Here is a 17,511-nt window from a genome sequence, read left to right as displayed (position 1 = left end):
CGGCGGTATCGCGACCGACGACAACGCCGCAGATCGCGGTACCGCGGATCGTCAGCCCTTGGTGGCGCCGGCGAGGAGGCCGCGGACGAAGAACCTCTGCAGCGAGAAGAACACGATGAGCGGGACGATGATCGAGATGAACGCGCCCGCCGTGAGCAGCTCCCACGACTGACCGTACGATCCGGACAGGTCCTGCAGTGCCTTCGTGATCGGCAGCCCCGCTCCGGAGGTGAAGACGGTCGCGACCAGCAGGTCGTTCCACACCCAGAGGAACTGGAAGATGCCGAAGGAGGCGATCGCCGGCACCGCGAGCGGCAGGACGATCCGGAAGAAGATCTGGCCGTGGCCTGCTCCGTCGACCCTGGCCGCCTCGATGACCTCGCCGGGGATCTCCGAGATGAAGTTGTGGAGCATGAAGATCGCGAGCGGGAGGGCGAAGATCGTGTGCGCGATCCAGACCTTCGCGTACGAGCCGTCCAACCCGTTCACTCCCAGTCCCGGGAGGATGTAGAGGTTGCCGATGCGCAGGCCGTCCGAGAACAGCTGGAGCAGCGGGACGAGCGCCATCTGGATCGGCACGATCTGCAGCGAGAACACGAGGACGAAGAGCGTGTTGCGGCCCTTGAAGTCGATCCACGCGAAGGCGTAGGCGGCGAGGCTCGCGATCGTGATCGGGATGAGCGCGGCGGGGACGGTGATGACCAGCGAGTTCACGAACGCCCGGCCGAGCGTCAGGCTGTCGCCCGAGTTCAGAGCGTTCGCGTAGTTGTCGAGGGTCAGCGCGGGGTTCGCGAAGACCGTCCACCAGCCGGTCGTCTTGATGTCGTTCGCCGGCCGGAAGGAGGAGACGAACAGGCCGAGGGTCGGCAGCGTCCAGACGATCGCGACGATGAGGGCGGCGATGGTCGCGCCACGGGAGGTCGTGGCCTTCTTGACCTTGCCGCTCGCCGTCTCGATCTTCGACTCGCCGCGGGCGAGGCGCCGCTCGGTGGTGCGGTCGACCGGCACCTGGATGGGGGTGGGCGTGGCGGTCATCGGATCTCCCTCTGCTTGGCGAGCTGGCGGGCGTTGTAGACGACGATCGGCAGCACGAGCAGGAACAGGATGACCGCGAGGGCCGCGCTGTAGCCGCTGCGGGCGCCGAGCTGGAACTGACGGACCATCTCGAACGCGAGGACCGTGGTGTCGGAGCGGCCGCCGGTCATCGCCGAGACGATGTCGAAGACCTTGAGGGAGGCGATGGAGATCGTGGTCAGCACGACCACGATCGACGAGCGGATGCCGGGGACCGTGACGTTCCAGAACGACTGCCACGCGTTGGTGCCGTCGAGCGACGCCGCCTCGAGCTGCTCAGAGGGCACGCCCTTGATGGCGGCCGAGAGGACCGTCATCGCGAAGCCCGCCTGCGTCCAGATCAGGACGACGACGAGGAAGAGGGTGTTCCAGGGCTCGAGACCCAGCCAGTCGACCGGGGTGCCGCCGAAGGCGGTGAGGACCGCGTTCAGCACGCCGATCTGCTCGCCCTGCCGGACGTCGTAGAAGAACTTGAAGATGATCGACGCGCCGACGAACGAGATCGCCATCGGCATGAACACGAGCAGCTTGAAGAACTTCTCGCCGCGGCTCTTGTCGATGAACACCGCGTAGGCGAGCCCGATCGCGGTCGCGGTGATGGGGGCGAGCAGCACCCAGACCACGGTGTTGAGGAAGGCGGTGATGCCGTCGGGGCTCGTGAAGACCCAGACGAAGTTGTCGAGGCCGGCGAAGCCGGATCCGTCGTTCCTCATGAAGGCGTTGAACGCCGTGCTGATCGTCGGGTAGACGAGACCGATCAGGATGAAGAACGCCGCCGGGGCCATGAACGCGACCAGCTGGATGCCGTAGCCCGCGCCTTTGCGGGATCGGAAGTCGAGCAGGAACAGCACGCCACCGAGAACGGCCGCCACGACGGCGACCCACATGACGGAGTTGTAGAGGCCGAAGGCGAGGAGCAGGACCACCGGGAGGATCACGCACACCGCGAGGCGGAGGATCGTGTAGGGGGTGCCTCGGCGGGGAGCCACCTCGACGAAGAAGAGGATCAGCGCCACGACGGCGGCGAAGGCCAGGAGGATGAGCGGGATCTGCGCGAGCGGGGGGAGGCTCGCGAGCCACTGGAAGAATGCGGACATGGACGCCCTTTCGAGTGCGACTCTGAACTCACGTGAAGCCTAGACCCGGCCGGCCCGCCGCTGCGGGCCCGCCGGGCCAGGACATCGGAGAAGGGCCGCCGCTCCTGGGAGCGGCGGCCCTCCGGGTGCCTCCTAGGAGGTGTAACCGGCCTGGATCTCCTCGAGGACCTGATCGGTGCTCGAGCCGTCGACCCAGTCGACCATGCCCTTGAAGAAGCTGTCCGAACCGACGGCCTTGGGCATCAGGTCGGAGGCGTCGAAGCGGAACGTGGTGTCCGGGTCCTGCAGGATCGCGATCGAGTCCTTCAGGATGTTGCTTCCGGCGTTCTCAGGGTCGAGACCCGTGTTGGCCGAGATCACTCCGCCGAGCGAGACGCGGCTGTTGGCCCAGTCGGCGCTCGAGAGGTACTCCTGGACCTTCGCGGTGTCCTCGTCGTTCGAGAAGGCGGCGACCATCTCGCCACCGCCCGTCACGGCCTGGTCGTCGTCGGCGCTCATCGGCGGGGTCAGGAAGGCCCAGACGTCGCCGTCCTCGGCCACGGTCGCACCGGCCGCAGTGAGGAAGCCCTCGAAGAACGAGGCCTGGTGGGTCAGCGCGCAGGTGCCGTTGGCCATGTTCTGCGCCACGTCGCCGAAGGCGGTGGAGTTGATCGACGAGACGTCGCCGTAGCCGGCGTTGACGAGGGTCGGGTCGAGGAGGATCGATCCGACGGAGTCGAACGCGGCCTTGATCTCGGGGTCGCTGAACGCGGTGTCGCCGGCGACCCAGGAGTCGTAGACGTCGGGTCCGGCCTCACGGAGAACGGCGTCCTCGATCCAGTCCGTGCCGGGCCAGCCCGACGCGGCGTCCGAGGCGAAGCCCGCACACCACGAGGGTCCGCCGGACTTCTCGGCGATCGTCTTGCCGAGCGCCTCCATCTCGTCCCACGTGGTGGGGACCGAGACGCCCCACTCGGCGAACTTCGCCGGGGAGTACCAGATGTAGCCCTTGACGGACGACATCAGCGGCGCACCGTACTGGGTGCCGTCGACCTGGCCGTACTTCTGCCAGTCCTCCGACCAGTTCTGCTGGACGTTGGCGAGGGCGCCCTCGGGCAGCTCCTTCACCTTGCCCGAGGCCACCGTGTCGGCGAGCAGTCCGGGCTGGGGGAAGATGGCGAGGTCGGGGACGTCGCCGCCCTGGACCTTGATGCCGATCTGCTGCTCGAAGCCCTTGTCGCCCGTGTACTTGATGTCGATTCCCGACTCCTCCTCCCAGTCCGCCCAGGACTCCTCGAGAAGGGTGGCCTCGTCACCGTTGATGGTGCCGTAGACGTTGACGACGCCGTCGGACGTGCCGGTGCTGTCGCCGCCGCCACCGCCGGCGTTCGGGTCGTTGGGGTCACTGCTGGAGCAACCAGCCAGTGCGATCCCGGCCGCCGCGAGAACGGCGATCGGGACGGTGATACGGCGGTGCAGGGATGACCGCATTCTTCCTCCTCATTGAGTGGTGGATCAACCGAGAGAGCCGCGCCCGACCGGTCAGGCGACCGGAGGGGCTGTGGCGGCTCGAAGCGGGTGCCGCGACGACTCGGATGCTCGTGATGGCGACGCCAGGAGGAACTCCGAGCAGAACACCGGTTTCACGTGGGTGGGCTCCCACGGAGGGAAACCTTTCCACAAGTTCGATGAAAGCACAACGGCCGCGATAGAGCGCTCTCTGAGATAACGATTCGGCGTCAACCCGCCCTACAGAAGGGTCGAGCGCACCTTGAGATCGATCTCGCGGTGGTCGTCTCAGGGACGACGGGGTATACATTCCTGGAACCGTTTCCAGCATCGACGCCGGACGGTCGGGAGGGACGCCGTGGCGGGCATCGAAGAGGTCGCCGAACTCGCAGGAGTCTCGAAGGCGACGGTCTCGCGCGCGCTCAGCGGTCGCGGCTACGTCTCGGCCGGCACCAAGCAGCGCGTCGAGCTCGCGGCGGCGACCCTCGGCTATGTCGTCTCGGCCAACGCCTCCAGCCTGGTGACCGGGCGCAGCAACAACGTCGCGGTCGTCATCCCCGTCATCAACCAATGGTTCTTCGGCGGCATCATCGAGGGGATCGAGCACGCGCTCCTCGCGGCCGGCTACGACCTCCTCCTCTACAACATCGACAAGCACCTCGACGCGCGACGCAGCGTCTTCGAGTACTACCTGGTGCGCAAGCGCGTCGACGCGATCGTCGCCGTGACGCTCGAGATCTCGCCCGACGAGACGGAGGCGCTGCTCGCGCTCGGCAAGCCCGTCGTCGGAATCGGCGGCGCGCTCCCCGGCATCCCGACCTTCAGCATCGACGACGTCGCCGCTGCACGCCTGGCCACCGAGCACCTCCTCTCGCTCGGCCACGAGCGCATCGTGCACATCGGCGGGCTCACGGAGGAGGAGATGGACTTCCACGTGCACACCAAGCGCCGCGACGGCTTCCGCGAGGCGCTGGAGTCGGCGGGCCGCGAGTGGGATCCCGCCGCCTTCGTGCCGACGCGGTTCGACATCCCGGGCGGTCACCGGGCCGGGCGCCAGGTCCTCGGGGATCCGCGGACGCGGCCCACCGCGATCCTCGCCGCCTCGGACGAGATCGCCATCGGCATCATCCTGGCGGCCCGCGAGCTGGGTCTCTCGGTGCCGGAGGACGTCTCCGTCATCGGGATCGACGACCACCCCCTCGCCGAGCTCTTCGGGCTGAGCTCGATCCGGCAGGATCCTCGGCAGCAGGGGGAGCTGGCCGTGGCGCTCATCCTCGAGGCGCTCGCAGCGAGCGCGCGCGGCGAGGCTCCTCCCCCGGCGCGCCACACGACGATCCCGGCCGCTCTCGTCATCCGTACGAGCACGTCGGCGCCGCGGGGCAGCAGAATCGGAGCATGAGCGACTCCGAATCCCCCACCGTCCGCGACGTCCCCGAGAGGTCCCGGTTCGAGATCGTCGTCGGCGACCGGACCGCCGGCTTCGCCGCCTACGTGCGACGCGGCGACGACGTCGTGCTGACGCACACCGTGATCGACGACGGCTGGGAGGGGCACGGCCTGGGCAGCATCCTCGCCCGGGCCGCGGTGCTCGCCGTGACGGAGGCGGGGCTCACGGTGGTCCCGCGCTGCCCGTTCATCGCGGCGTGGCTCCGCAAGCACCCCGAGGTCGACGCGCGGGTGCGCTGGCCGGAGGACTGAGCGGCGCTCCGACGGCGTCAGGGGCGGGGAGCCACCACGAGGCGCTCGTGCATGATCTCCACGGCGCGCTCGAGGACGCGGCGATCCTCGGGCGACAGATCGTCGAAGATCGGGGTGAGCGCGTCGCCGAGCTGGGAGCGCCAGGCCGAGAGGGCGTCGGCTCCCGCGGGTGCGAGGCGGATCTGCCAGGCACGGGCGTCGATCGGATCGGCGATGCGGTCGAGCCAGCCCGCCTCGACGAGGTTCTTCACGATCTTGGTCATCGTGGGCTGCGACACCCGGCTCTGGACCGCGAGCTCGCCGAGGCGCATCGGCCCCATCGAGAGCAGCACCGAGAGCGTGCGCCAGACGGCCTGCGACTCCTGGTTGTCGGTGGCCTGCGCCGCGAGGCGGGTGATCCGGTGCGTGACCGAGACGAAGTCGCTCAGGAGCTCGCTCAGCGACACCTCGCTCGGCGGGACGTCACGGGCCGGCAGACCGGCGAGCGGATCGGGAGCAGTCACGCTCCGATCCTAGAGCCCGCGCGGGCGCTGATCGGCCGCCGCGGCGGGCACCGCGGGACGACGAAGGGCGCCGCCTCCGTAGGAGACGACGCCCTTCGCCCGCCTGCACTCCGCCGGGGCGGAGGACTGCGATGCGCGCTCCGCCGAGGCGGAGCGATTCCACCCGAACGGGTGACCGGCCGGAGCCGGGGGGATTACTTGACGGTGACGGTCGCGCCGGCGGCCTCGAGCTGGGCCTTGGCCTTCTCGGCGGTCTCCTTGTTGACGGCCTCGAGGACAGCCTTGGGGGCGCCGTCGACGACAGCCTTCGCCTCGCCGAGGCCGAGGCTGGTGAGCGCGCGGACCTCCTTGATGACCTGGATCTTCTTCTCGCCGGCGGCCTCGAGCACGACGTCGAACTCGGTCTGCTCCTCGACCTCTTCGACGGGGGCGGCCGGACCGGCGACCCCGGCAGCCGCGACGGGCGCGGCGGCGGTGACCTCGAAGACCTCTTCGAACTTCTTGACGAACTCAGAGAGCTCGATGAGCGTGAGCTCCTTGAAGGCCTCGATGAGCTCGTCCTGCGTGAGCTTTGCCATGATTTTTCTCCTAGTTTTTCTTGTCTACGAACCGCGTGCGCACCGACTCCCGAGAGGGAGAGGTCAGCTCGCGGACTCCTGCTTCTCGCGCAGCGCCTCGACCGTGCGAACGGCCTTGGACAGCGGTGCGTTGAACAGATATGCGGCACCGAACAGCGAGGCCTTGAAGGCGCCGGCGAGCTTGCCGAGCAGAACTTCGCGGGACTCGAGGTCGGCGAGCTTGCCCACCTCTTCTGCGGTCAGCGGGTTACCGTCGAAGTAACCGCCCTTGACCACGAGGAGAGGGTTTGCCTTGGCGAAGGCACGCAGCGACTTGGCCACGGCGACAGGGTCGCCGTGCACGAACGCGATGGCCGAGGGGCCGGCGAGCTCGTCGTCGAAAGAGGAGATCCCGGCGTTGTTGGCCGCGATCTTGGTCAGCGTGTTCTTCACCACGGCGTAGGTGGCGTGCTCACTGATGTCCTTGCGCAGCGTCTTGAGCTGAGCAACAGTGAGACCGCGGTACTCGGTCAGCAGAACGGCCGTCGAGCTCTGGAACTTGTCCGTGAGTTCGGCAACCGAGGCTTCCTTGTTCGCCATGGCTACTCCTGTGAATTCTCGTGCCGGTAGCCCGAAGGCAGGCAAAGAAAAAAGCTCCGGCGCAGGAGCGCGGGAGCTTCGGGAGTCGCGGTGAACGCGGTACTGAGTCTCTTGCACACCTGCGCGGGCCATTCGCTTCGCGAATCCTTCGTCCGGTGGCGATCTCACGGGGCCTGGGCCCTGCTCGCGCGCACACCGGAAACCGGCGGTCTTTGGCTTCGGAGAGCGTACGACGTCGAGGGGCCCGGACGCAAGTCGGATCCGCCTCCGCAGTGGGCGCCGACGGAGGATGCTGGAGTCATGACCGGCTCGACCTCGTCCCGCGCCCCCGGCGTCGACTCCGCCATCGCCTCCGTCGAGGGCGAGCTCAGCACGCTCTTCAACCGCGTCCGGGCCGCGATGCGCTCGTACGCCCAGCGCCTGCATCCCGAGCTCACGCCGCTCGGGTACAAGATCCTCTCGGCTCTGGAGCGGCGCGGGCCCGTCCACTCCGGGGCGCTGGCCGAGCTGCTCGAGATGGACAAGTCCGCGCTCAGCCGGCAGATCACGGCGCTCGACCGGCACGGGTTCCTCGCTCGCACCCCCGACCCCTCCGACGGACGCGCGACCATCCTGGCGCTCACGGAGGACACGGCCGGGCGGCTGCGGGAGATCCGCAGTTCGAACCAGGCGCTGATGCACGAGGAGCTGCGCAGCTGGGAGGCAGGGGAGGTCGAGCTGTTCGCGTCGCTCCTGCGGCGGATCAACGCGCTGGAGCTGTGAAGGGGGCGTTCACGGGGAGGTGGGTCTCGACACGCCCCTGAGGGGCTGCTCGAGCAGCGAAAGGGTGTGGCGACGCGAGACGGGGAGCCGGTCGGCCGGTAGCACCGCGGGGCGGCGCGGGCAATCGGGCGCCGACGAGGGCGGGGACTGCGTAGCGTCGTCACCGATGGACTCCCTCTCTCCTCCCCTGCCCGACGACGTCGACGGCGCGCTCGCGCTCGCCCGCACGGTCGGCGCCGAGGTGCCGCAGCCCGGATCGGGCCGCACCGCCGAGCTGCTGGATCTCCTGACGCGCCTCGCACGGCACGACCTCGGAGTCGCCCGGGCCGTCGAACCGCACCTCGACGCGCTCGCGATCCTCGCCGAGGCAGGGCTGTCCCCCTCCGATGTCGGCGCGCCGCCCGGGGCGGGCTGGGGCGTCTTCGCCGCGGAGGGAGGCGACGCGCCGCTCGTCGCCCGCCCGGCCGGCGGGGGCTGGCTGCTCGACGGAGTGAAGCCCTGGTGCTCGCTGGCCGACCGCCTCGACGCCGCGCTGGTCACCGCGCACGTCGGGGACGCCTCCGGAGAGCGCCGCCTCTTCGCCGTCGGCCTGCGCGACGGCACGGCAGTACCGGAGGCGGGCGCCTGGCACGCCCGCGGCCTCACCGAGATCCCGAGCGGACCCGTCCGCTTCACCGCCGCACCCGCACAGCCGGTCGGCGAGGCCGGCTGGTACCTCTCGCGGCCGGGCTTCGCCTGGGGCGGGATCGGGGTGGCGGCGTGCTGGCACGGCGGCGCACTCGGGATCGCGGCCGCGGTCGCCGCTGCGGCCGGCCGGCGGTCGGATCCGCACCTCCTCGCGCACCTCGGAGCCGTCGACACCGCGCTGTCGGCCGCCCGCCGCGCGCTCGAGGAGGCGGCGGTGCTCATCGACGCGGGCGCCGCCGAGGGCGAGGACGGAGCTCTGCTCGCCAAGCGCGTCAGGTCGAGCGTCGCGGGGGCGTGCGAGGAGATCCTCGCGCGGTCGGGCAGGGCGCTCGGTCCGGCGCCGCTCGCGCTCGACGCCGAGCACGCCAAGCGCGTCGCCGACCTCGCGCTCTACGTCCGTCAGCACCACGCCGAGCGCGACGACGCCTCCCTCGGCCGCGCGCTGCTCGCCTCCGGCGCGACCACGAGGTGGTGAGCGCGTGGTGAGCTTCGACGGACGGCTCGAGGGGACCCCTCTCGAGCGCTGGCGGGAGGACGGACGGATCGACCGCCTCCCGGCCCTGGACCCGGGACTCCTGGCCGCCCCTGCGATCGATCGGATCCTCGTCGTCGTCGCGCACGCGGACGACGAGACCCTCGGCTGCGGCGGCCTGATCGCCCTCGCGCGGCGGCTCGGCACGCCGGTGGACGTCGTGATCGTGACCGACGGAGCGGCGGCGCACGGCGACGCCTCCGCCAACCTCGCCGACGAGCGCAGAGCCGAGGCGCTCGCAGCGCTGGCGAGCCTCGGCGCGGAGATCGGCCTCTCCTTCCTCGAGGTCCCCGACTCGGGGACCCCCGACCACCGCGACCGGATCCTCGACGAGGTCCGCCGGCGCGCCTCCGGTCCCCGCGGCAGCGTCCTGCTGCTCTCGACCTGGGCGGGCGACGGGCACCGCGACCACCGGGTGGTCGGCGAGATCTGCCGGGAGGTCGCCGTGGAGCTCGGGCATCCCGCCCTCGCCGCGCCGATCTGGCTCTGGCACTGGGCCGACCCCTCGGACGCCGAGGTTCCGTGGCGAGAGCTGGTCGGCGTGGAGCTCGACGCGGAACTCCTGGAGCGCAAGCGCTCCGCCCTCGCGTGCTACGCGAGTCAGACCTCACCCGGACCCGACGGAACCGCACCCGTCCTGCATCCGCTCTTCCTCCGGCACTTCGCGGGCCCCGATCGTCTCATCCGCCTCGCATGAGCGGGTCTCCCGGACTACCGCACCGAGCTCGGGTCGACAAGAGGCCGACTCCGGGCTCGATCATCCCTAGGGTCGGGTGGATGCCACGGGACGGATCGAGCGGGACGATGAGCTACTTCGACGAGCTGTACGAGCGGCACGAGGACCCCTGGGGGTACACGAGCCGCTGGTACGAGGAGCGCAAGCGCGCCCTCACGCTCGCCAGCCTCGCCGAGGCGCGCTACGAGTCGGTCCTCGAGATCGGGGCGTCGATCGGCGTGCTCGCCGAGGCTCTCGCCGGTCGCGCGGGCCGCCTCCTCGCGATCGACGTGTCGGCGGCCGCGGTCGAGCGCGCGGCTCGGCGACTGGCACCGCTCACCCACGTCCGGGTCGAGCACCGAGACATCACCCGCGGCGTGCCGGAGGGGCCGTTCGACCTCGTCGTCCTCTCGGAGGTCGGCTACTACCTCGGGGCGGACGCGCTCGACGCGGCCCTCTTGGGCATCCTCCAGCGGCTCTCGCCCGGCGGCGAGCTCGTGACGGTGCACTGGCGCCACCCGATCGACGGAGTCGCCCTCGACGGCGATGCCGTGCAGCGCGCCGTCGGCCGGCTCGGCCTGACCCGGCTGGTGCGCCACGAAGAGGAGGACGTCCTCCTCGAGGTCCACTCCCGCGACGGCCGCTCCGTCGCCCGTCGGACAGGGCTGGCATGACCGCGATCGAGCACGTGCTGGTCGTGGTCCCCGCCCACGACGAGGAGGAGCGGATCGGCCGGCTCGTGTCCTCCGTCCTCGAGAGCGCGGCGCACCTCGCTCACCGCTACCCGTCGGTCGGGGTCGGGCTCGTCGTCGCGGCCGACGGCTGCGGCGACGGCACGGTCGAGCACGCGCGCGCGGCCGGTGCCGACGTGCTCGAGCTCGAGCGCTGCGGGGTCGGTGCCGCGCGATCCGCAGGCATCGCCCACGCCCTCGCCGGGGCCGCCTCCTCCGCCGACCGCGTCTGGCTGGCCAACACCGACGGCGACTCGGTCGTGCCCGCCGACTGGCTGATCGCCCACGTCGAGCACGCCCGCGACCACGACGTCCTGCTCGGCACCGTGCGACCCGAGCCCGCCGATCTCGAGCCCGAGGTCTACGACCGGTGGCTCGACACGCGCGCCAGGGAGGAGTCGATCGGCAGCATCCACGGTGCGAATCTCGGCGTGCGCGCCAGCACCTACCTCGCCGCGGGCGGGTTCGGCACGGAGGAGCTGCACGAGGACGTGCTGCTGGTCGACCGGCTGCGCGCGGCGGGGGCGGCCATCGGGGCGACGGACCGGGGCGAGGTGGTCACCTCCGGACGCCGCGACAACCGCGTCGTCGGCGGCTACGGCGCGTATCTGCACGAACGGTTCGCGGGAGCTGGGGCGGACGACCCGGGGCTGGCGACGGTCTGCTCCGCCGTCTGAGAGCCGCGCCGCGCACGCGTCGCACGACGGAGGGGGTCGCTGTCAATGGTCCTGCCCCGAATTGTCACGAACAACGCAGGGTAGTCAAATGGGTGTCGAGCACGTCCCGTGTGCTCTCCGTCGGAAGGGTCACCGCATGAATCCCCGCCTCCTGCTGCTGGCGCTCGTCGCTCTCGCCGCCTACGTCTTCGGCGCCCGCGCCGGACGCGGACGCTACGAAGAGCTCCGCCATCTCGCACTCGGCGTGTGGAACGACCCGGCGACGAAGAAGACGCGGAAGAAGCTCAAGAAGACCTCCAAGCGCGAGGCGAAGCAGCTGACCAAGGTCGTGGCCAAGGCTCGCGACAAGGTCCAGCGCACCCTCCGCTGATCGGACGGACTCGAAAGGACGCCATCACGACAGGCGTCGACGCTCGCATCGGAACGGCCGATCGAGCACGATACGAAGGAGACACATCATGGGCATCATCGGTTGGATCGTCCTCGGCCTCATCGCCGGGGCACTCGCAAAGCTCATCCTGCCCGGCAAGCAGGGCGGTGGCTGGATCATCACCATCATCCTCGGCATCGTCGGCGCGCTGCTCGGCGGATTCATCGGCGGAGCGCTCTTCGGGCGCGACGACCCGATGGGCTTCAACTTCGTCAGCATCATCCTGGCGGTCGTCGGCGCGATCATCGTCCTGCTGATCTACGGCGCGATCACCGGACGCAAGTCCCGCGCGTAAGGCGCGACTCGAAGGCCCCCGGCATCCGTGCCGGGGGCCTTCGTCGTTCCCGGGAGACTCGCGGAACGTCGCCGCCGCTCGGGGCGTCCTCGCTGCGGGGCCGGACCGCAGGGCGCAAGGCCTTGCAGCCGGGAGGCTCCGGGGCGTGGACTGGTCCTCGGCCGCGTGCTCGAAGGCGCGGTCGATCCCCGACGAAAGGACGCTCGAGTATGAGCACGGACGCCACTACTGTCCCCACGATCACCCTGAACAACGGAGTGGAGATCCCCCAGCTGGGATTCGGTGTGTTCCAGATCGACCCCGCGGAGACGAAGGACGCCGTCGTGACGGCGCTCGAGGTCGGCTACCGCCACATCGACACCGCCGAGATGTACGGCAACGAGGCCGGCGTGGGCGAGGGCGTCCGCGCCTCCGGCCTGGACCGCTCGGAGGTCTTCGTCACGAGCAAGCTGAACAACGGGTTCCACGCCCGCGAGGACGCCCTCGCCGCGATCGACGTCACACTGGGCGAGCTGCAGTTCGACTACGTCGACCTGTTCCTCATCCACTGGCCTCTGCCGAACGTCGGCGACTACCTCGAGACCTGGAAGGCGATGGAGGAGATCTACCGCAGCGGCAAGGCGAAGGCGATCGGCGTCTCGAACTTCCAGACCAACCACCTCAACCGCCTGCGCGCGGAGGCGACCATCGTCCCGGCGGTCAACCAGATCGAGGTGCACCCCTACCTGACGCAGGAGGAGCTGCGCGCCTACGGAGTCGAGCACGGTATCGCCACGGAGGCGTGGTCGCCGATCGCTCAGGGCCTCGTCCTCGACGACGAGGCCATCGTGCGCATCGCGCACGGCGTCGACCGGTCGCCGGCGCAGGTCGTGCTCCGCTGGCACATCCAGCGCGGCGACATCGTGTTCCCGAAGTCGGTGACCCGCGCCCGCGTCGAGGAGAACTTCGCGCTCTTCGACTTCGAGCTGGACGACGAGTCGATGACGGCGATCACGGCGCTCAACCGCGACCAGCGGACCGGGCCCGACCCCGACACGTTCAACCACATCCCCAGCTGACCCGGGAGCCCTCCGGCTCGCAGAACGACTTTCGGCTCGCAGAATCCGCGGATTCTGCGAGCCGAACGTGTTCCTGCGGCCGTTCGTGACGGGCCGGCAGGAGGAGGCGTCAGTTCTGCGAGTCGCGCCAGGAGTGCTCGGGCGCGTAGCCGAGGACCTCGCGGGCGTGGTCGATCGAGAGCAGGGTCTCGTTCGTCCCGAGATCGCCGCGGATCTCGACTCCGGGGAACACCTCGGCGACCAGCTCGGCGTTCGGGCGCGACATCACGGTGTCGGCCGCCGCGATGATGAAGCGGTCGTAGCCGGTCGCGTCGAGCTCGAGGGCCTTCTCGACCGCCTGCGCTCCGTCACGGCCGTCGATGTAGCCCCAAAGGTTCCACTTGCGGGCGAGGGCGTCCGAGTCGAACGACGGGAACTCGGCGTAGTCGGCCTCGTCCATGACGTTCGAGAAGCGCAGGCCGATCATCTTCAGATCGGGGTGCCAGCGGCACAGCTCGATCGCGAGCTGCTCCTCGAGGTGCTTCGTGAGCGAGTAGACCGACTCGGGGCGGGCCGGGTACTTCTCGTCGACGGGGATGTAGGGCGGCGGCACGTCGAACGGGAGGCCGAGGACGGTCTCGCTGGAGGCGTGGACGATGGTCCGGATCCCCGCGCGGATCGCCGCGTGGAAGACGTTGAACGTCGACGTCATGTTGTTGTGGAAGGTGGCGATGTCGGGCACCATCCCGGGGGCGGGGATGGCCGCGAGGTGCACGAGGGCGTCGATGCCCTCGTACTGGTCGTTGACCGACTGCAGCGCATCGACGACCTGGCCGTAGTCGGACACGTCGATGCGGACGAAGCCCGCTCCCCGCTCCCCCGCCCGGTCGAGGTTGAACACGTCGTGCCCGGAGGCGCGGAGGCGGGTGACGACGCTGCGTCCGAGCTTGCCGGATCCACCGGTGACTGCGATTCTCATGCTCCGACGCTAACGCTCACCGGCATCTCGGGCGAGGGGGTGGCGGTGCGGCTAGGAGTGGTCGCCGGATGCGCCGTGCAGCGAGATCCCGTCGCCCACCTCGGGCGTCGTCTCGTCGGCGACGAGCTCGGTCCAGCGGTGCAGGACGGCCGCGCCGGCCTCGTCGTGGATCTTCCCGTCGACCACTAGGACCGGGTAGGGCTTGTCGGGGACGCCGTCCGCCGGCCGAACGTCGACGTGCGCGACGTCGTAGGCGTGCTCGAACAGCCAGTCCGCCATCGCGTAGTCGCTCCGCGAATCGCCGACGGTCCGCCAGCGCTGCGGGATCGCGCCCGTCGCGCCGAGCAGCTCGACCGCGCGCTGGGCACCGAGATCCTTGCCGAGACGGTTCGACTCGATGTCGGTGGAGATGACGGTCGGGTCGATGCGGTACTCGACCTTCCCGGTGTCGTCGGGGTAGCGGATGCCGCGGCGCTCCACTCCGAGGCCGGCCGCGGTCATGATCTGCAGCGCGTCGGCGTCGAACACCAGCTGGCGCTCGAGGTAGTCCTCGTTGGAGAGGTCGACCAGCTGCTCGGCCGAGACCATCGCGCGCTTGGTCTCGTCGAAGAAGACGAGGTCGTCGTAGTCGGAGCGGATCATCCGCTCGAGATCGCGTGCCACCGGCTCGGGGATCGCGAGCGACTCGTCGACGATCGGCTCGGAGGTGCCGCGGTAGTCGACCGTGAACCACACCGCGCCCTTCTCGCACACGCAGACGATGCGCGCCTCGGCCGAGACGCCGCGCTCGAGGAGCGAGGGCAGCACCCGCTCGCGGAGGAACGCGTCGGAGCGGCCGGTGTTGAAGACGATCGGGATGCCGGCGTTCGCGAGGGCGACGAGGTCGTCGGCGATCTCGGGGATCGCGATCGTGCGGGTCGTCGGGCTGGCGATGGGGCCGTCGACGTCGAGGAGGAGGCCGAGAGGCGGGGGTGTGGAGGTCATCGCGACCCATTCTGCCGTGCGGGGCCCCGAACCGCCCCGCGGACGGCGTCAGCGGACGACGAGGGAGAGGAGCAGCGTCATCCCGAGCGCCAGGACCGAGGCGAGCGAGACGCCGACGGTCACGGTCTTGAGCGCTCCGCGCACCGACTGGCCGAGGAAGCTCTGCAGCAGCCAGAACGTGTTCGAGGTGACGTGGATGCAGAAGAGGGCGCCCGATCCCGCCGCCAGCGCGATCAGCAGCGGATCGAGCCCGATGGTCGCCGCGACCGGGGCGACCACTCCGGCCGCCGTGATCGCCGAGAGGGTGACCGAGCCGACCGCGATGTGCAGGACCGCCGCCATCACCCAGACGAGGAGCAGCGGAGCGGTCGCCGAAGCCGAGAAGTAGCCCGCGAGCAGATCGCCGAGGTCGCCCTCCGCGATCACGGCCGCGAGGCTGCCGCCGACTCCCGTCAGGAGGAAGATCTGGCCGCCGTCCTGGAACCCCTTCGCCACGGCCTTCTCGATCCGCTTCGCGCCGACGACGGAGCGGCCCACCGCCCCGGTCGCGATCACGGCGATGAGCAGGGCGATCACGGGGTCGCCCAGGAACTGCAGGACCGGCACCTCCGCACCGGCGACCGTGAGCACCGCCTCCGATGCGATGAGCAGGAGTGCGAGCAGCATCGGTGCGAAGAGGAGGAGGAGCGGGCGCTCGCGCGGCGCGTCGCCCTCCGGCGGGGCGGCGACTCCTCCGCTCCCGTGCTCGATGCCGGCGCGCCCGGGCGACGAGAAGTCGGGGCTGCCCCCGTGGACCGCGCCACCCGCCTCGGCCGCCACGAGGACCGGCGCCTCGTCGCGCAGGAGGGTCGACTCGTCGCGCGCGGGATCCCAGAAGCCCGCGCGGAAGGCGAGCGACATCAGGAGGATCGTGACGACCACCGTCGGCGCCACCACAGCGAAGCCGCCGAGCATCATGACGCCGAGCGGGACTCCGAGGAGACCGGCGAGGGCGACCGCGGCGAAGCCCGGCACCATCATCACGATCCCCATCTCGAGCCCGACGGCGAAGGTCACCGAGACGATGCCCGTGCCCGCCCGACCCAGCCGCGGAGCGATCCGGCGGGCGAGCGGCGCCGCGATGACGATGAGCGCGTCGACGAAGATCGTCTGCAGGTAGGTGGCGAACGAGAGGCCCAGTGCGTAGGGGATGCCCCGACGGCCGAAGGTCCGCATCAGACCCTCGACGAGGCGCACCACCGCTCCCATCTCGTTGAGCATCGCGCCGATCAGCACGCCCCAGCCGATCAGGAGGCCCGCCTCCATCATCACCTCGCCGAAACCGCGGGTCATGGTCGAGACGGTTTCGACGGGGCCGAGCCCGGTCAGGAGTCCGATCGCGGCGGCGCCGACGGCGAGCACGAGCACGGGGTTCTGGCGGAAGCGGACGATCGCGATCACGACGACGACGATCACCACGGCGACGACACCGAGGGTGTACCACTCGGGCATAGAGGTCCTCCTCCGCTCGCGGCTCCGCGTGCGCTCACACACTAGGGGAACGCGGGGGACCCCGGCGGACCCGGATGACCGCGGAGGACGCAGGGCCTAGCGTGGAGGGATGGCACTGACGCTCCCGGAACCCCGGCTCCCCTCCCTCCTCGACTCCCCCGTCCTGCGCTGGGGGATCATCGCCCCGGGCTCGATCGCCGGGAGCTTCGTCGATGCGCTGCAGAAGCACACGCGGCAGCGCGTCGTCGCCGTCGGCTCTCGGTCGCTCGAGCGTGCAGAGCAGTTCGCGCAGCGCTTCGGGATCGAGCGCGCCCGGGCCGGCTACGACGCGGTGGTGAACGACCCGGAGGTGGACGTCGTCTACATCGCGTCGCCGCACTCCGAGCACGCCCGCCAGGCGCTGCTCGCCATCGCGGCGGGCAAGCACATCCTGGTCGAGAAGCCGTTCGCGCCCACTCCGGGCGAGGCCGAGATGATCGTGCACGCCGCGCGCGACGCGGGGGTGTTCGCGATGGAGGCGATGTGGATGCGCTACCTGCCGCACGTGGACGTGGTCCGGCAGCTCGTCGCCGACGGGGCGGTCGGAACCCCCGCGCTCGTCTCGGCGGACTTCGGCGCGGCGTTCCCGTTCGACCCGTCGAGCCGCATCTTCGATCCGGCGCTCGCGGGCGGGGGCCTGCTCGACGTGGGCGTCTACGCCTCCTCGTTCGTCTCGATGATCGCCGGCACCCCGCAGAGCACGGTGGTCGCCGGCAGCCTCACCGAGACCGGAGTCGACGCCACCGCCACCATCGTGGGACGGCACGCGGGCGGCGTGCAGTCGGTCGCTACGTCGACCGTGCTGGCCGATACTCCGCAGACCGCGTTCGTGGCCGGCGGGGAGGGGCGCATCGACGTGCATCCGTCGTTCTGGAGCCCCAGCGGGGTGACGCTGACCCGCGGCTCCGAGAGCGGGTCGTGGACGGACGAGTCGCCGCTCCAGGGTGGTGAGGGGCTCGCCTGGGAGGCGGTGCACCTCGCGGGATACCTCGCCGAGGGGCGCACGGAGTCGCCGCTGCACCCGCTCGACGAGGTCGTGCAGGTGGTGCGCACGCTGGACGACGCGCGTCGGCGCCTGGGCGTGAACGTCTAGGCGGAGGCTCCGCGCGCCGTCTGCAGGCGTCGGTGCGGTCTG

At 70.5% G+C, this 17,511-nt stretch carries 20 protein-coding genes; 11 read left to right on the top strand and 9 right to left on the bottom strand.

Features of this window, described 5'->3' with window-relative positions; translation table 11 throughout:
• Positions 1 to 51: 51 nt before the first annotated feature.
• The 3 genes from B9Y99_RS12960 to B9Y99_RS12950 all read right to left on the bottom strand — a co-directional run bounded on the left by B9Y99_RS12960 (position 52) and on the right by B9Y99_RS12950 (position 3,641).
• The gene (locus B9Y99_RS12960) at positions 52 to 1,035 is read right to left on the bottom strand and encodes a carbohydrate ABC transporter permease (protein WP_085476979.1); all 984 of its coding nucleotides are present in this window, start codon (positions 1,033 to 1,035) and stop codon (positions 52 to 54) included.
• Complete coding sequence (locus B9Y99_RS12955) at positions 1,032 to 2,171, bottom strand: carbohydrate ABC transporter permease (RefSeq protein WP_085476978.1); 1,140 nt, start codon at positions 2,169 to 2,171, stop codon at positions 1,032 to 1,034. The genes B9Y99_RS12960 and B9Y99_RS12955 overlap by 4 nt, the downstream gene beginning before the upstream one ends.
• A gap of 132 nt (positions 2,172 to 2,303) precedes the next feature.
• Entirely contained in the window at positions 2,304 to 3,641 is a 1,338-nt protein-coding gene (locus B9Y99_RS12950; RefSeq protein WP_085476977.1) for an ABC transporter substrate-binding protein, read from the bottom strand.
• Positions 3,642 to 4,017: 376 nt separating this feature from the next.
• Here B9Y99_RS12950 and B9Y99_RS12945 point away from each other — a divergent pair, with 376 nt between their 5' ends.
• Both B9Y99_RS12945 and B9Y99_RS12940 read left to right on the top strand, forming a co-directional pair.
• Positions 4,018 to 5,058 (top strand): LacI family DNA-binding transcriptional regulator, encoded by a 1,041-nt coding sequence (locus B9Y99_RS12945; RefSeq protein WP_085476976.1) that lies wholly within the window; start codon positions 4,018 to 4,020, stop codon positions 5,056 to 5,058.
• Positions 5,055 to 5,357, top strand: a complete 303-nt coding sequence (locus tag B9Y99_RS12940; protein WP_085476975.1) for a GNAT family N-acetyltransferase — start codon at positions 5,055 to 5,057, stop codon at positions 5,355 to 5,357. Before B9Y99_RS12945 ends, B9Y99_RS12940 begins: the two co-directional genes overlap by 4 nt.
• A 17-nt stretch (positions 5,358 to 5,374) precedes the next feature.
• Here B9Y99_RS12940 and B9Y99_RS12935 read toward each other — a convergent pair whose 3' ends face one another.
• The 3 genes from B9Y99_RS12935 to rplJ all read right to left on the bottom strand — a co-directional run bounded on the left by B9Y99_RS12935 (position 5,375) and on the right by rplJ (position 7,017).
• A complete protein-coding gene (locus B9Y99_RS12935; RefSeq protein ID WP_244274901.1) occupies positions 5,375 to 5,860 on the bottom strand; it encodes a MarR family winged helix-turn-helix transcriptional regulator in 486 nt (161 codons plus the stop codon).
• A 194-nt stretch (positions 5,861 to 6,054) separates the two neighbouring features.
• On the bottom strand, positions 6,055 to 6,438 hold the full coding sequence (rplL, locus tag B9Y99_RS12930; protein WP_085476974.1) for a 50S ribosomal protein L7/L12: 384 nt from the start codon (positions 6,436 to 6,438) through the stop codon (positions 6,055 to 6,057).
• 63 nt (positions 6,439 to 6,501) lie between these two features.
• Positions 6,502 to 7,017 (bottom strand): 50S ribosomal protein L10, encoded by a 516-nt coding sequence (rplJ, locus tag B9Y99_RS12925; RefSeq protein WP_085476973.1) that lies wholly within the window; start codon positions 7,015 to 7,017, stop codon positions 6,502 to 6,504.
• Between the two features lie 300 nt (positions 7,018 to 7,317).
• On the opposite strand from rplJ, the gene B9Y99_RS12920 reads away from it, so the two are divergent.
• From B9Y99_RS12920 to B9Y99_RS12885, 8 genes are all read left to right on the top strand, one after another.
• Entirely contained in the window at positions 7,318 to 7,779 is a 462-nt protein-coding gene (locus tag B9Y99_RS12920) for a MarR family winged helix-turn-helix transcriptional regulator (protein WP_085476972.1), read from the top strand.
• 166 nt (positions 7,780 to 7,945) lie between these two features.
• Positions 7,946 to 8,941 carry a hypothetical protein gene (locus B9Y99_RS12915; RefSeq protein ID WP_085476971.1) on the top strand — a complete coding sequence of 332 codons (996 nt, stop codon included), beginning with the start codon at positions 7,946 to 7,948 and terminating at the stop codon, positions 8,939 to 8,941.
• 4 nt (positions 8,942 to 8,945) lie between these two features.
• Positions 8,946 to 9,695: a PIG-L deacetylase family protein gene (locus B9Y99_RS12910; protein ID WP_085476970.1), complete on the top strand. Its 750-nt coding sequence runs from the start codon at positions 8,946 to 8,948 to the stop codon at positions 9,693 to 9,695.
• Between the two features lie 80 nt (positions 9,696 to 9,775).
• A complete protein-coding gene (locus B9Y99_RS12905) occupies positions 9,776 to 10,387 on the top strand; it encodes an SAM-dependent methyltransferase (protein WP_129588027.1) in 612 nt (203 codons plus the stop codon).
• Positions 10,384 to 11,121: a glycosyltransferase family 2 protein gene (locus tag B9Y99_RS12900; RefSeq protein ID WP_085476968.1), complete on the top strand. Its 738-nt coding sequence runs from the start codon at positions 10,384 to 10,386 to the stop codon at positions 11,119 to 11,121. The genes B9Y99_RS12905 and B9Y99_RS12900 overlap by 4 nt, the downstream gene beginning before the upstream one ends.
• Before the next feature lie 136 nt (positions 11,122 to 11,257).
• Complete coding sequence (locus tag B9Y99_RS12895) at positions 11,258 to 11,491, top strand: hypothetical protein (RefSeq protein ID WP_085476967.1); 234 nt, start codon at positions 11,258 to 11,260, stop codon at positions 11,489 to 11,491.
• A gap of 88 nt (positions 11,492 to 11,579) precedes the next feature.
• Positions 11,580 to 11,846 carry a GlsB/YeaQ/YmgE family stress response membrane protein gene (locus B9Y99_RS12890; protein WP_085476966.1) on the top strand — a complete coding sequence of 89 codons (267 nt, stop codon included), beginning with the start codon at positions 11,580 to 11,582 and terminating at the stop codon, positions 11,844 to 11,846.
• 209 nt (positions 11,847 to 12,055) lie between these two features.
• The gene (locus B9Y99_RS12885) at positions 12,056 to 12,904 is read left to right on the top strand and encodes an aldo/keto reductase (RefSeq protein WP_085476965.1); all 849 of its coding nucleotides are present in this window, start codon (positions 12,056 to 12,058) and stop codon (positions 12,902 to 12,904) included.
• Between the two features lie 109 nt (positions 12,905 to 13,013).
• Here B9Y99_RS12885 and B9Y99_RS12880 read toward each other — a convergent pair whose 3' ends face one another.
• The 3 genes from B9Y99_RS12880 to B9Y99_RS12870 are packed head-to-tail and all read right to left on the bottom strand — an operon-like array spanning position 13,014 to position 16,337.
• On the bottom strand, positions 13,014 to 13,862 hold the full coding sequence (locus B9Y99_RS12880) for an NAD-dependent epimerase/dehydratase family protein (protein WP_085476964.1): 849 nt from the start codon (positions 13,860 to 13,862) through the stop codon (positions 13,014 to 13,016).
• A gap of 51 nt (positions 13,863 to 13,913) precedes the next feature.
• Positions 13,914 to 14,846, bottom strand: a complete 933-nt coding sequence (locus B9Y99_RS12875; protein WP_085476963.1) for an HAD family hydrolase — start codon at positions 14,844 to 14,846, stop codon at positions 13,914 to 13,916.
• A 48-nt stretch (positions 14,847 to 14,894) separates the two neighbouring features.
• On the bottom strand, positions 14,895 to 16,337 hold the full coding sequence (locus B9Y99_RS12870) for a GntP family permease (protein WP_085476962.1): 1,443 nt from the start codon (positions 16,335 to 16,337) through the stop codon (positions 14,895 to 14,897).
• A gap of 109 nt (positions 16,338 to 16,446) precedes the next feature.
• Between B9Y99_RS12870 and B9Y99_RS12865 the strand changes: the two genes are divergently transcribed.
• On the top strand, positions 16,447 to 17,469 hold the full coding sequence (locus B9Y99_RS12865; protein WP_085476961.1) for a Gfo/Idh/MocA family protein: 1,023 nt from the start codon (positions 16,447 to 16,449) through the stop codon (positions 17,467 to 17,469).
• Positions 17,470 to 17,511: the final 42 nt, after the last annotated feature.

Origin of the sequence: Rathayibacter oskolensis, assembly GCF_900177245.1 — a bacterium.
Classification (GTDB): domain Bacteria; phylum Actinomycetota; class Actinomycetes; order Actinomycetales; family Microbacteriaceae; genus Rathayibacter; species Rathayibacter oskolensis.
This window is presented reverse-complemented; position numbering and strand designations above follow the sequence as displayed.

Excerpts from the sequence above, each read along its gene's own strand:
- B9Y99_RS12915 (WP_085476971.1), top strand. The coding sequence starts at position 7,946 with ATGGACTCCCTCTCTCCTCCCCTGCCCGACGACGTCGACGGCGCGCTC.
- B9Y99_RS12950 (WP_085476977.1), bottom strand. The coding sequence starts at position 3,641 with ATGCGGTCATCCCTGCACCGCCGTATCACCGTCCCGATCGCCGTTCTC.
- B9Y99_RS12920 (WP_085476972.1), top strand. The coding sequence starts at position 7,318 with ATGACCGGCTCGACCTCGTCCCGCGCCCCCGGCGTCGACTCCGCCATC.
- B9Y99_RS12960 (WP_085476979.1), bottom strand. The coding sequence starts at position 1,035 with ATGACCGCCACGCCCACCCCCATCCAGGTGCCGGTCGACCGCACCACC.
- B9Y99_RS12900 (WP_085476968.1), top strand. The coding sequence starts at position 10,384 with ATGACCGCGATCGAGCACGTGCTGGTCGTGGTCCCCGCCCACGACGAG.
- rplL (WP_085476974.1), bottom strand. The coding sequence starts at position 6,438 with ATGGCAAAGCTCACGCAGGACGAGCTCATCGAGGCCTTCAAGGAGCTC.
- B9Y99_RS12865 (WP_085476961.1), top strand. The coding sequence starts at position 16,447 with ATGGCACTGACGCTCCCGGAACCCCGGCTCCCCTCCCTCCTCGACTCC.
- B9Y99_RS12955 (WP_085476978.1), bottom strand. The coding sequence starts at position 2,171 with ATGTCCGCATTCTTCCAGTGGCTCGCGAGCCTCCCCCCGCTCGCGCAG.
- B9Y99_RS12875 (WP_085476963.1), bottom strand. The coding sequence starts at position 14,846 with ATGACCTCCACACCCCCGCCTCTCGGCCTCCTCCTCGACGTCGACGGC.
- B9Y99_RS12870 (WP_085476962.1), bottom strand. The coding sequence starts at position 16,337 with ATGCCCGAGTGGTACACCCTCGGTGTCGTCGCCGTGGTGATCGTCGTC.
- B9Y99_RS12940 (WP_085476975.1), top strand. The coding sequence starts at position 5,055 with ATGAGCGACTCCGAATCCCCCACCGTCCGCGACGTCCCCGAGAGGTCC.
- B9Y99_RS12905 (WP_129588027.1), top strand. The coding sequence starts at position 9,776 with ATGCCACGGGACGGATCGAGCGGGACGATGAGCTACTTCGACGAGCTG.
- rplJ (WP_085476973.1), bottom strand. The coding sequence starts at position 7,017 with ATGGCGAACAAGGAAGCCTCGGTTGCCGAACTCACGGACAAGTTCCAG.
- B9Y99_RS12885 (WP_085476965.1), top strand. The coding sequence starts at position 12,056 with ATGAGCACGGACGCCACTACTGTCCCCACGATCACCCTGAACAACGGA.
- B9Y99_RS12880 (WP_085476964.1), bottom strand. The coding sequence starts at position 13,862 with ATGAGAATCGCAGTCACCGGTGGATCCGGCAAGCTCGGACGCAGCGTC.
- B9Y99_RS12895 (WP_085476967.1), top strand. The coding sequence starts at position 11,258 with ATGAATCCCCGCCTCCTGCTGCTGGCGCTCGTCGCTCTCGCCGCCTAC.
- B9Y99_RS12890 (WP_085476966.1), top strand. The coding sequence starts at position 11,580 with ATGGGCATCATCGGTTGGATCGTCCTCGGCCTCATCGCCGGGGCACTC.